Raw genomic sequence first — 13,527 nt, 5'->3', positions numbered from 1 at the left:
CCAGTTTAACTGTGTTAACCTCTTGCTAACATAAAAAAGATTGTGGCATTAACAGGGATAACTTCTTGATGTCTCAATCGTAAAACTAGCCTATCACTCGTATCGGACAAGCGCAAAGATGAAGCAGCAACAAATGGATCTGGGTAAAGATCCAAAAACGATGGTAACACCAAAGGCATTTACCATTGCAGCAGCCGTGTTATATACCCCATTGGCGACACCGTTGAAGCGGATGTTAGCCATACTGATTGATGGTTTGCTGATCACTGTGTTAGCTGAGCAGATGGATTGGATGTTTGTCTTGCTGGTGGTCAGTATTATCTGGATTGAAAAGCGCAGTCGTAAGTTTGGTCGTTTATTAAAGTGGGGACTTTATGCCCTGATGTTGGTTTTTATGTTGCTGACAACCGCCAATAATCTGTTTGATTTTAATGGATCAGACGTTAAAAGCAGTGAGGGAGTAGAGCAACAATTGGCATTAGGTGAACAAATCATTACGTCACTACCAGCATTGATGTCGTTGAGCCAGTGCAATAATTATGCTTGTGGTAAAACTCAAGTTCAATCCCTACATGAAGCGATAAAAAGCGCTTCAGGATCAAAGGGCATGACAGAAAATGATCAACGTGAAATAGTGCTAGCAACCATAGCCAACAGTAGTTTGCCTGCCATAGACAGTGAAAAGTTACAGGCGGAGGTGCTTAATGGCAGCCTATGGCCTGTTATTACACTTCCTGTTGAGTTGGCGACAACAGATTCTCCGCCTGAGCCACTTCAGCCTATTCAAGCTATTTCGCCGGATGTACAGCTGCAAAGTGCGGCTGATGCAGTGAATGTGAGCTCTTCGCAATATTCTCGCCTCAGAACCGTTGATGAAGCTACAACCCATAGTGTTGTCGCTTGGGTGAAAGGCTTTCTGAGTGATATGGGGTTGGGTTTTGGTTGGGCAGCGTTTTACTTTACCGTCTTTACTGCACGATTTGATGGTCAAACCTTAGGTAAGAAGATGTTGGGCATTAGGGTGATCCAGCTCGATGGTGCCAACATCAGTTTATGGGCCGCGTTTGGCCGTTATGGTGGCTATGCCGCAGGCTTTACTACTGGCTTACTTGGCTTTATGCAAATATTTTGGGATGCCAATCGGCAGGGGATCCAAGATAAAATATCTTCAACAGTCGTGATAGACTTAGTGCAAATGCATAAAAAGCAACGATTAGAGCAACAAGCGCAGGGGCAAAATGAGTTAGCACCTGTGCTTACGAGTGATGATGCATCCTCTGCTCACCTTACAACCAGTACCCGTTTGGAGCATTTATGAAACAGGTCGTCATTTCGGGGAGTGGCCTATTTACGCCGCCCCACAGTATTTCCAATGAAGCCTTAGTTGAGAGCTTCAATGCTTATGTGGATATTTTTAATCTTGAAAATGCAGGCTTAATTGAGCAAGGCCATGTTGCGGCTTTGTCCTATTCATCGAGCGAGTTTATTGAAAAAGCCTCAGGTATCAAGCACAGATATGTGATGGTGAAAGAGGGCATTCTGGATCCCGAAGTCATGATGCCGCTAATTCCTGAGCGCAGCAGTGACGAATTATCTATGCAGGCTGAGATTGGCCTTGAAGCTGCCTTGATGGCACTAAAGAATGCCAATCTCAAAGCTGAGCAAATTGACTTAGTGATTGTTGCCTGTGCTTATACTCAGCGTGCGTATCCTGCTATGGCGATTGAAATTCAACGTGCACTGGGTACGCGGGGTTATGGTTACGACATGCAGGTAGCGTGTTCATCGGCGACGTTTGCAATTGTCGCCGCGGCTAATGCCATTGCTACGGGTTCTGCCTCAAGAGTGTTAGTGATCAACCCTGAGATTTGCTCGGCACAGGTGAATTATCGCGACCGTGACAGCCATTTTATCTTCGGTGATGTGGCGACGGCTCTGGTACTGGAAGAACAAAGCTTAGCCCAGTCTGACCATGTGTTTAAGATCCTCTCAAGCCGCTGTTTTACCGATTACTCGAACAATATTCGCAGTAATTTCGGTTTCTTGAATCGCTGCGATCCGAGTGCGGCCCATCAAGCCGATAAGTTATTCCACCAACAAGGGCGCAAGGTATTTAAAGAGCTGTTGCCGATGATTTACCAACATTTGGATGAACATCTGGCCGAACAAGCGTTAACGCCACAGTCCTTCAAACGTTTGTGGTTACATCAAGCGAACATCAACATGAATCAGTTTGTGGTGAGAAAGTTGCTTGGGGATGATGTGTCAGCGGAACAAGCGCCCGTGGTACTAGATGAATACGCCAATACGGCTTCCGCGGGTTCTGTGATTGCATTTCATAAGTTTTCCGGTGACTTTAAGACTGGCGATTTAGGTTTATTGAGTTCGTTTGGCGCAGGATATTCTATTGGCAGTGTTATTCTGCAGAAGGTCTAAGATTCTCACCGCCATAATAAAATGCCCACATCGAGGAAGATGTGGGCTTTTTTATGTCAGTTGTTTGCCTAAGTTGCTTTCTGTTTAAGGCAATGATTGTTTATAGCAGCCATGCGTAACTTAACTTCATAAAGTAGGTTTTCTCGTCCCGCGTCAGGCGGCTTAACTCATCATTAGCCTGCAAACTATCAGAGTATCCGAGGTAGAATACACTCTGCGGATTGAGTTTATAACCGTAGAGGAGCTCATTGCCTAAATGCGCTTCCTCACTCTGCGGCGCCGAATATAAATACTGCGCCACATTGCGATTTATCCGGGTGTAAATGCTAGAAAGGCGAATAAAACTGTGTAGACTGAATTGCCAGTTGAGGCGTACATCGCTCAGATTCGCGGTAAAAAGCGCACCTTGTTCCAGATCCATTTGCTGATAAAGATGGGAGATATCGATAGAAAGTCCATTAGCAATTTTCCAATTGATACTCGGGTTCATTTGCGTTTGAGTGCCCAGCCTATCATTGATAAAATCAATTTCATCGCCGTAGTACATTTCAAGCTCCATACTCAGGGGCGATAACGGGGTTACTGCGCCATAAAACCACACTTGGGTTTCATCATATAGTTGACTATTTCCGGCGATAGTGAGCTGTGAAGCATTGCGGCGAGGGCCCACACGTTCACGGGTTTCTACACCAAAGGTGATTTCGCTTTGTAATGCGCCGAGGATTTCGATGTAGGCTTCATACTCTTCTTCAAGTCGTTCGCCTGCTTGGTTATGAGTGATATCCCAATCTCCCGCTAATTCCACCTTGTTAAAGGTGCCCGTAGGATACCAAATCAAACCCGCACCAGCCTCAAAGGTGCGGTAATCGATTTTTTCGACAAAGCCTAAATCGGCACGAAAATCGGGATCAACTGCGTTGTATTCACTGTAAGCAAACCAATTTCGCTCTTCGTGTTTAAAGGTTAACTGATATAAATTGCCGCCAAAGCGGCTATCAGATTGGCTACGTAATACTTGTTCGTTGAGTTGGCAGTGACCGAGTTCGCAATCAAGCTGAGATTGGCCACAGGGCAAACCATTACTAGGGTCATTTTCAGTATCAGTACAAAATTGACGATAAACTCCCGTGGGGTACTGAGTATCTGATTGGGCCACTTGCGCAGTGAAACTGTCCTGTGGTGTTGGTTGATATTTCGCATCCAGACTAATGACATAGTTGTGGTAATCGGGTTGGCTGTTAATCCCATAGTGTGGGTTATTTGCTGTACCATTGTGAGTGTTGTCACTGCTCGTTTTCGCGGTAAGTAATCCACCGATGGAGAAGGTTTTGCTCATGTCGAAACGATAACGTCCCGCAAGGTTCAAACTTTCTTGATCAAGCGAGGCAACTTCTGAGCTTAAATTTCCCGGTACCAAAAACGTGGTTTGGCTATCGTTACTCGCTAGCAGAGCTAAAGTATGATCATCGCTCTTACTTGTCAGTTTTATACCATAGTCTGGTGCAACAATATTGCGGGTGTGCAGCAGATTCACCTGTGTGTCGAAATAGTCTTTATTATCCAAAAAGAACGGCCGTTTCTCATCATAGAACAAGGAGAAAGTGCTGTTCACATCGAGCTGGCCAGCATCAGATTCGACTTGGGAAAAATCGGGATTAATGGTGGCATTGAGTAAGGTGCTGGAATTAATGCCCCAGCGTAAGTCTACACCTGGCTCGAGATTGTTATCTGCTTCCCAGCCATCCGCCTGTTTATGTTCGTTACGGTTGGCGATAAAAGTCGGGGTGATTTGTACATCCTGTCCTTGTTCTGCCCCCGCTAAGCCAGAAGCCACACCTAACTGACAAAGTTGACAACTCGTATTTCGGTCAATCTTATGGGTCGATAGGCGATGTTTTTCATTGCGTGGATAATAACGAATTAACTCAAAGCCCCATTCTTGTAGGCTTTTCTTGTCGTCAAAGTTGAACAGTCTCAGTGGTAATTCGACTTCGACCTGATAGCCATCGGCGGTGATCTTGCCTGCGGATTTCCAAATCCCATCCCATGCTTCGCTTTCTTCACCCGTTAATTCGTTTTCAATTGAGTCTAATTGCACGCCAAGGGGATTAATAAAAAATTGGTATGCTAAACGGGCATTATTAAAAGTATCGAGTTTAATTCCGACTAAATCATCACTCCACAGCTTGTCTCTGTCCTTGAGGGTTGCCCGAATGAGTTTGGGATTAATGTCTTTGGCAGTAAATGCCACAAAAAGACTGGTTTTAGTCGCATAGACTCGCGCCTCGGTTTTCACTAATGCGGCAATGTTTTCCCCTGGTTGGGTTTCGTATTTGAGCTCTGTGACTGCGGCTTGTTGCCAAATGGCATCGTCCAACTCACCGTCGATATTGGCAGCACTGTTAAGTGTTGGAATGGCTAACTGAAATTGGCTGGCATAGCCAGCAAGACAAGTTACAGGTAGAAAAGTAAGACTAGATAAGATTATGGCTAAGATTGATTTCAACAAAAAAGACTCAAATAACACATTCGTGGCGCGCATTTTGCCAGAAAACGTGAAGTTAACAATAGCGAGTAATTGTTACAAGGTTTGCGTTGATTTTAACGAGGCGAAACATGATTGGATTATTGGGTCTAAAAAAATTGGGGAGCAGTGCTGAGCCATGACTCAGCACTGCTGGTGTTACTACTCGGGTGCGATTGCATGGTTGCGATACGCTTCACGATACTTATCGACCCACATGGCCGTCGCGCCACAAATCGCCACTGGCATGACGATAAAGTTGACTATGGGGATCATCGAAAATAGCGTCACAGTGGCGCCAAAGCTAAAACTGGTGCCACGGGTTTGATTCAAGGCAAAGCGCATATCTTTAAAACTGACCTTGTGGTTATCGAAGGGATAATCGCAGTACTGAATCGCCATCATCCAAGCGCTGAACAGAAACCATAAAATCGGCGCCAGCGTCTGGCCTACCATAGGCACTAAAAACAATAACAAAAATACCAGTGCGCGGGGCAGATAGTATTTGAGTTTGATCCACTCACGCCCAAGGATACGAGGTAAGTCTTTGATTAAATCAATACCAGAACCGGTATTCAGCTGCTTACCAGTTAACAACTGCTCGACTTTTTCAGCCAACAGACCATTAAAGGGGGCGGCGAGCCAGTTCATGACGGAGCTAAATACAAAAGCAAGCATCACCAGCATAGTGGTGACGGCGAGTGGCCAAAGTAAAAAGTTTAACCAGCTTAAGTACTCAGGGAGCTGCGCATTCATCCAAGTGAATAGCGTATCTAACTGGCCTATGGCTACATAAATGACGCCAGCAAACAGCAGAAGGTTAATCATTAGCGGAATAAATACGAAAGTGCGCAGGCCTTTACGTGTGATTAAACCAAAGCCATCGAGAAAATAATTAACGCCACTTTTGGCTGGGAAGGGCAAGGTTTTTTTCTGTGTCATATCGTTTTTCCAAAAAAGTTAAGCGACAGCTATATGCGATTGTGATCAACTCATGGACAGATGACAAGCTAAAAGCCGCATGAATTCAATAAAAAGCGTTACAAAATGCTGCCTGCTTTGTTAAAGTTGGCCGATAAATGCATTTACACCGCTCGGCTCATTTTCGGGCCAGACTTCAGAGACGCGCTAACTGGCACCATGAGATTAAAACAGATAAAACTTGCCGGCTTTAAGTCGTTTGTCGATCCCACGAAAATTCCTTTTTTACAGGCATTAACCGCCATTATTGGCCCAAATGGCTGCGGTAAATCGAACGTGATCGATGCAGTGCGTTGGGTGCTCGGTGAAAGCTCGGCGAAGCACCTACGCGGTGATTCTATGGCTGATGTGATATTTAACGGTTCAAGCGCGCGAAAACCTGTGTCTGTGGCGGGTGTTGAACTTATTTTTGAAAACAAAGAAGGTCGCCTCGCTGGTCAGTATGCCAGTTATGAAGAAATCGCCGTTAAGCGTCAAGTGAGCCGCGACGGTGAGTCTTGGTATTTTCTCAATGGTCAAAAGTGTCGTCGTAAAGACATTACCGACTTGTTTATGGGCACAGGTCTTGGCCCGCGAAGTTATGCCATTATCGAGCAAGGCACTATTTCCCGCCTGATTGAATCTAAACCCCAAGACTTGCGTACCTTTATTGAGGAAGCCGCTGGGATTTCCCGCTATAAAGAGCGTCGGCGCGAAACTGAAAACCGTATTCGCCATACCCGCGAAAACCTCGAGCGTTTGGGCGATATTCGCAGTGAACTCGGTAAGCAGTTAGATAAACTCGCGCAGCAGGCTAAAGCCGCTAAGCAATATCGTGAGCTTAAGCAGGCCGAGCGTAAGACCCATGCTGAACTCCTTGTGATGCGCTATCAAGAGTTGCAAGATCAGATGGCGAGCCTATCTGAGCAGATAAGTGCTATTGAAGTACAGCAAGCGGCGGCGCAGTCACTCGCGCAAACCGATGAATTACAAACCACTGAACTGCAAGTGCAACTCGCGCAACTGGCGGAGCAAGAGCAGCGAGCGGTTGAGGCCTATTATCTGACCGGTACTGAAATCGCTAAGTTAGAGCAACAGCTACAGAATCAAAAGCAGCGCGACGCCCAGCTCGAAACCCAGTTGGCGCAAGTCAAAGAGCAGATCCAACAAAACACCGATAAGCTTAACGGCTATAAAGCGAGTCTTAGTGCGTTAGAGCTTGAGCTTGCCAAGCTTGGGCCACAGCATGATGAGCAACAAGAGCTCATGGATGAGCTGCAATCCCAATGGGAAATGAGCATAGAACGCAGTCAGCAGCAGGCCGAAGTGGCGCGCCAACAGGCCGCGGATGTTTCTCAGCATAAGTTGCAGCTTGAACTGCGTCGCAGCCAGTTAGCGCATCAGCAGCAATTACAGCAACACAAACAGCAGCAAAGTCGTGAGCAGCAGGCGCAACTTTCGGCGTTAATGGATGGTGATCTCGCATCGAGTATTACACCATTGCAGCAAGATATTGAGTCTTTGGATGATGCGCTCACACTGCAAAATGAAATTAATCATCAGCAAGAACAAAGTGTAAGTGCAAGTACGCAAGCCTTAGATGAAGCCCGCCATAGCGCTGAGCAAATTCAGCAGCAATTAACTGCGACTAAAGCGCGCCATGAGCTGGTTGAACAGTGGTTGACTAAGCAAGAACAGCAGAGTGATAAACCGCAGTTATGGCAGAGTTTAACCGTTGAAAATGGTTGGGAAACCGCGGCCGAACTCGCCCTAAATGGCTTGTTGACCTTGCCCGTTGGCGTCACTGAAACTGAAATGGGGTTTCAAGCATTAGCGTCACAATCAAACCAAAGTGAATTTTTACAGGCTAAGGTGAATCTCGCCCCTTGGTTAGCGGGGCTTAAGTGGGCAAAGGATATCCATGCAGCTAAAGAACTGCTGCCACAACTAACATCCGATCAACGGATTGTCACTGCCGACGGTTATCTACTGGGACAAGGTTTTTTAATCACGAAAACAGAGGGCGCCCAGTCACTGGTGCAACTCAGTAAAGAGCAAGCTCAGTTAGCGCAAAATATCCTCGATTTGCAACAATCCCTGCAGATTCGGCAAGACAAGATGACAGATCTTGCGGCTATTTTGCAGCAACAAAGACTGCAACTGACCTATGGCGCGCAAAAATTACATCAATTGCAGTTAGACAAAGCGACTAAGTCGATGCAGCTTAGTGGTTTAATCGAGCAAGTGAAGGCGCGCGTCGAACAGCAAAGTAAACTCGACGCGGCTTTAAGTACGAGTTTGATTGATATTGAACGCTTAAGCGAGCAATGCGAATTATTAGCAGAACAAGAAATGGAGCTCGATGAGACGCTGCAGGCAAGTGAAGATATTCAACGGCAACTCATCCAAGACACGCAGGCCGATAGTGTGCGCCATCAAGCATTAAAAGGGCGTATTACTGAGGTAGAACGTCAATTATCAGCCACTGCGACGGGTTTGCAAGCCGTGACGATGCGCATGGCCGTGAGCACGGAGCAAATTGAATTACAGCAAGTGCGTGTCAATGAACTCATCCACTCCCGCGAGTCTGTGTTAACAGAACTTGCCAAAGTTGCCCAATTGAGTGGGGTGCAAAATAGTGGGCAGCTGACTGAACAGTTAACGCAGTTACTAAAGCAACAACATGAGCAACAACAGGGCTTAAAAGAGGTTCGTCAGCAGCAAAGTGTGCTCACAGACACATTAAACCGTATAGGAATAAAGCAAAAACAAGAGCTTGGTAAGCTTGAGGACTTGACTCAAAGCCTGAGCACGTTAAAGTTACGTCGTGAAGGAATAAAAGGCCAAGCGAATAGTCAGCTGGAAGCCTTACAGGAACAGCAAATCATTCTGTCTGAAATCCTTGGAAACTTGCCCGCAGAGGGGATGCCAGACAAGTGGCAGAGTGATTTAGATCAAATACGGCAGAAAATTGTTCGTTTAGGTGCCATTAACCTTGCGGCGATCGAAGAATTTGAACAGCAAAGTGAGCGAAAATCTTATCTTGATCATCAAGATGACGATTTAAATAAAGGGCTTGCAACCTTAGAGGAAGCGATCCGTAAAATAGATAAGGAAACCCGAAGCCGCTTTAAGACGACATTTGATTCAGTCAACGAAGATCTCGGACGCTTATTTCCGAAAGTGTTTGGCGGCGGCCGAGCTTATTTAGCGTTAACTGACGACGATTTGCTAGAAACGGGCGTGACTATCATGGCCCAACCACCGGGGAAGAAGAACAGCACAATCCATCTTCTTTCGGGTGGTGAAAAAGCATTAACCGCTTTATCATTGGTATTCGCCATTTTTAGGCTGAATCCTGCTCCCTTCTGTATGTTAGATGAAGTGGATGCGCCATTAGACGATGCCAACGTAGAACGCTTCTGTCGATTGCTAAAAGAAATGTCACAGAGCGTACAGTTTATTTATATCAGCCATAACAAAATAACCATGGAAATGGCGGATCAACTTATTGGCGTGACTATGCACGAGCCCGGTGTGTCTCGTATAGTTGCGGTAGACATAGAGCAAGCGGTGGCGATGGCTGACGCTGGATAACTAGAAGAAAGACAGGGTAACCAATGGAAGATTTGCAACTAGTATTGTTCGTTTTAGGCGCCATAGCCATAGTTGCTGTGCTGGTGCATGGATTTTGGTCTATCAGAAGACAACAGCCTAAATCATTGAAAGATAGCCCAATGAGCAACTTTTATAAGAAACAGGCTGAGAAAGGTGAGCCGAGTCCGAAGCGGATCGATTCAGAAGGGTTTGATGCCGATGGTATTGGCGCCGTACGCGTGCGCAAAGCCGGTGAACTTGCACCTAACAACGAAACTCCTGCGACCAATCCTTATTTGAAGCAGGAAGTAAAGCTAGAACCTAAGCCTGAATTTAAACCACAAGAGTTTAAATCAGCAGAATTTAAACCAGAGTTGAAAGTTGGCCCTAAACACGAGCCTGTAACAGCTCAGCCTGATTTTAGCTTGCAGCCACCCGTGGCAAAAGAGCAACACCGTGGCCCGAAAGTCTCGCGTCAAGAGCCCGTTTTGAACACTCAAGTGAGTACGCAAACTCCGCCAATGGGTCAATCTCATGCGGCTATCGTCGCGCAAAAAGCGGCTGAGCAGGAACATGCGTTACGTAGTGCAGCTCCGCAGCAAACGGCCTTGTTTGACGAAAATGAATATAAAGAAGATAGATATCAAGAAGAGGTTGTCGAACAAGCCGCTGAAGATGAGTTAGGTGAACCACGCGACGTACTGGTATTACACGTGGTCGCTAAAGAGGGTCTACAGCTTAACGGAGCCGAATTGCTACCTTGTTTCTTAACCTTGAATTTTAAATATGGCGATATGAATATTTTCCATCGCCATGTGGATAATGCTGGCAATGGTAAAGTATTGTTCTCGATAGCGAATATGCTAAAGCCTGGCGTGTTTGATCCGGATAATATGGAGCAGTTCAGTACCCAAGGTGTGGTGTTTTTCATGACTTTGCCTTGCTACGGTGACGCCCTAATGAATTTCTCGATTATGCTTAACTCGGCGCGTCAACTCGCGGATGATATCGATGCGGTCGTGCTTGACGGACAACGCCAACCTTGGGGTGAGTTCACTAAGCAAGATTATTTACACCGCATTCGCGCTAACGCTTAAGCCGACGCCGCAACTTGGCGGTTAATACATTGATGAGGCCGCGATTGCGGCCTCATTTTTTGTGATCTACTTTTTGTGATCTAAAGAATTCTGGATAAAGAATATGCAAGACATTCAAATCGATACACTTCTGTCTAAAGACGTCACCCCAGAAAACGCATCGCAGGTGATGCAGGCGCTCAGCCAATCGCTGAACGAGCACAACATTCGTTACTATGTGGACGATGCTCCGAGCATTACCGATTCTGAGTACGACAGGTTGATGCAGCGTTTACTCAAGTTAGAAGCCTTGTATCCCCATTTGATTGTCGCTGATTCACCGACTCAAAGGGTGGGCGGATTAGCGCTCGCCAAATTTGATCAAATCACGCACCTTAAGCCTATGTTAAGCCTAGATAACGCCTTCGATGAGGCGGATTTCAGTGCTTTCCATAAGCGTGTCACCGATAAAGTGGGTGAGGTGAGCTTTTGTTGTGAGCCTAAACTTGATGGCCTTGCCGTGAGTATCTTGTATCGCCATGGTGTGCTCGAGCGTGCGGCGACGCGCGGCGATGGTTCAGTGGGTGAAGACATCACTGAAAATGTTAAAACCATTAAATCGATCCCGCTTAAATTACGTGGTAATGACTTCCCTGAACTCGTTGAAGTACGCGGCGAGGCTTTTATGCCAAAAGCCGCTTTTGAAGCTTTGAATGACAGGGCGCGCGCCAAAGATGAAAAACTCTTCGTGAATCCGCGTAACGCAGCAGCAGGTAGCTTGCGACAACTTGACAGTAAAATTACTGCTGCCCGTTCATTGGCTTTTTATGCCTATGCGCTCGGTGTGGTGGAGCCGGATTCCCATCCGTTAGCTAAAACCCATTTCGAGCAGTTACAGCAGCTTAAATCGTGGGGTTTACCCGTAAGTAGCGAAATTAAAGTCTGCGCTGAACTAAGCCAAGTCTATGACTACTACAAAGATATTCTCAGCCGTCGCGGTGATTTAGCCTTTGAAATCGATGGCGTAGTGATGAAAGTTAACGACATTGCCCAGCAGCAACGTTTAGGCTTTGTGGCTAAATCACCCCGCTGGGCGATTGCTTATAAGTTCCCCGCACAGGAAGAAATGACCCAACTTGAAGGCGTTGATTTTCAAGTGGGCCGCACAGGTGCTGTCACGCCAGTAGCACGCTTAAAGCCAGTGTTTGTTGGTGGCGTGACGGTATCGAATGCGACGCTGCACAATGCCGATGAAATTGCCCGCTTAGGCATTAAAGTCGGTGACACAGTGATCATCCGCCGCGCTGGCGATGTTATCCCACAAATTGTTGGCATAGTGCCCGAAAGACGCCCTGAAACGGCGACAGACATTGTATTTCCGCATAATTGCCCTGTGTGTGGCAGTTTAGTCGAGCGCCTAGAAGGTGAGGCTGTGGCTCGCTGTAGCGGAGGTTTATTCTGCGAAGCGCAGCGTAAAGAAGCGATTAAGCATTTTGCCTCCCGCAAGGCTTTAGATATCGATGGTATGGGCGACAAAGTCGTTGAGCAATTGATTGATAAAGAGTTAGTTCAAAGTCCTGCGGATCTGTTTAAGCTCACCGCTTCTATGATGACTATGCTTGACCGTATGGGGATGAAGTCAGCAACCAATTTAGCGGCCGCGATTGAAGCGGCCAAAACCACCACTCTCGCGCGTTTCTTATATGGCTTAGGTATTCGCGAAGTGGGCGAGGCGACGGCAGCAAACCTAGCGGCGCACTTTGCCAGTCTAGATGCGCTGCGGGTGGCCACTGTGGAGCAGTTAACTGAAGTGGAAGATGTTGGTGCTGTCGTTGCCCAGCATGTGGCCCACTTTTTTGCCCAGCCCCATAACCTTGAAGTTATTGATGCTTTAGTTGCTGCTGGTGTGCATTGGCCCGCCATTCAAGCACCTAGTGCAGATGCTCAGCCGCTTAAAGGCCAAACTTGGGTATTGACTGGCACCTTAAATCAGCTCAATCGCAATGATGCTAAAGCGCAGTTGCAGGCGCTGGGGGCGAAAGTGGCAGGCAGTGTCTCCAAAAATACCGATTGTTTAGTGGCAGGTGAGGCGGCAGGTTCAAAACTGGCTAAAGCGCAGGAGCTTGGTGTTAAAGTGATGGATGAAGACGAGTTGTTAGCCCTTCTCGCCGCGAACGCTTGATTGGCGTCATTTCAGAGAGGGCGTTGGCTTGATGTTGATTCAATGCCGGCTGTAACGGCTGCAGCCTTGTATCAAGGGGTGAATACCGCCGAATAGCAGATATTAAATAGCGCCTGGCCCAAGGCGCTATTTTTGTCTGAAAATAATCAAGGTGCGGAAAGATTATCTGCTTTGGCTATTGAATTAACCGCGATTGGCACCATCTCCTTGATATGCTGTTTTAGATTTTGCTGATTGGAAACCTATTTGAATTTTAGTCACATCACTTGGCTCGATGATAAAGGCCACATTAAACCGCCCATCTTTTTATATGCGCTTTTGGCTTATCTCGCGCGTGGTTGGTGTATTTTTATCGCCTCGCTGACTCAGATGGGTGACCGTTCTGAGTTAGTGCGGATTTTTTACCCTGAAAAGTCAGATTTTTTGCTAGCACTCGGGGCGGGACTTGGCGCGGTTTTGATTTATCTTGTGGTGATAGCTGAACGTCGACGTTCGCCCCAATGGTTAAGACCGATTTTTGTGCATTTAAAATGGGGGTTGTGGTTGCTGTTGATTATTGATGGCGTTTTGTTGGGTCAGCGATTGATCCATGGCCAATTTCTGTTTCATTGGAGTCTTGCTTTAGATGCTTTAATGTTATTTTGGTCGAGTATTTATCTTATTAAATCGAAGCGACTCAGTTATTACCTCCGTGATTGGCCAAAAGAAGAAGCTAAAGAACTTCAGCCTTAGTTTTTATCGTATTGTTATAT

The 13,527-nt window shown here is 46.5% G+C and carries 8 protein-coding genes; 6 read left to right on the top strand and 2 right to left on the bottom strand.

What is annotated here, in order from left to right:
- The first annotated feature begins 118 nt into the window (after window positions 1-118).
- Together L5L94_RS12105 and L5L94_RS12100 are read left to right on the top strand one after the other, a co-directional pair.
- Window positions 119-1,318: an RDD family protein gene (locus L5L94_RS12105; protein ID WP_263163331.1), complete on the top strand. Its 1,200-nt coding sequence runs from the start codon at window positions 119-121 to the stop codon at window positions 1,316-1,318.
- A complete protein-coding gene (locus tag L5L94_RS12100) occupies window positions 1,315-2,436 on the top strand; it encodes a beta-ketoacyl-ACP synthase III (RefSeq protein WP_028760965.1) in 1,122 nt (373 codons plus the stop codon). Before L5L94_RS12105 ends, L5L94_RS12100 begins: the two co-directional genes overlap by 4 nt.
- Window positions 2,437-2,536: 100 nt before the next feature.
- On the opposite strand, the gene L5L94_RS12095 is transcribed toward L5L94_RS12100, so the two are convergent.
- Window positions 2,537-4,978 carry a DUF5916 domain-containing protein gene (locus tag L5L94_RS12095; RefSeq protein WP_411569221.1) on the bottom strand — a complete coding sequence of 814 codons (2,442 nt, stop codon included), beginning with the start codon at window positions 4,976-4,978 and terminating at the stop codon, window positions 2,537-2,539.
- 144 nt (window positions 4,979-5,122) lie between these two features.
- The gene (gene cysZ / locus L5L94_RS12090; RefSeq protein WP_131523549.1) at window positions 5,123-5,902 is read right to left on the bottom strand and encodes a sulfate transporter CysZ; all 780 of its coding nucleotides are present in this window, start codon (window positions 5,900-5,902) and stop codon (window positions 5,123-5,125) included.
- Between the two features lie 198 nt (window positions 5,903-6,100).
- Between cysZ and L5L94_RS12085 the strand changes: the two genes are divergently transcribed.
- From L5L94_RS12085 to L5L94_RS12070, 4 genes are all read left to right on the top strand, one after another.
- Window positions 6,101-9,517, top strand: a complete 3,417-nt coding sequence (locus L5L94_RS12085) for a chromosome segregation protein SMC (protein WP_263163327.1) — start codon at window positions 6,101-6,103, stop codon at window positions 9,515-9,517.
- A 23-nt stretch (window positions 9,518-9,540) separates the two neighbouring features.
- Entirely contained in the window at window positions 9,541-10,614 is a 1,074-nt protein-coding gene (gene zipA / locus L5L94_RS12080) for a cell division protein ZipA (protein ID WP_219251477.1), read from the top strand.
- A 103-nt stretch (window positions 10,615-10,717) separates the two neighbouring features.
- Window positions 10,718-12,775, top strand: coding sequence for an NAD-dependent DNA ligase LigA (gene ligA, locus L5L94_RS12075; protein WP_263163324.1), 2,058 nt, complete (start codon window positions 10,718-10,720; stop codon window positions 12,773-12,775).
- Between the two features lie 246 nt (window positions 12,776-13,021).
- Entirely contained in the window at window positions 13,022-13,507 is a 486-nt protein-coding gene (locus L5L94_RS12070) for a DUF2919 domain-containing protein (RefSeq protein ID WP_131523553.1), read from the top strand.
- Window positions 13,508-13,527 lie beyond the last annotated feature (20 nt).

The organism is Shewanella sp. SM21 (assembly GCF_025654335.1).
GTDB lineage: Bacteria > Pseudomonadota > Gammaproteobacteria > Enterobacterales > Shewanellaceae > Shewanella > Shewanella oncorhynchi.
This window is presented reverse-complemented; position numbering and strand designations above follow the sequence as displayed.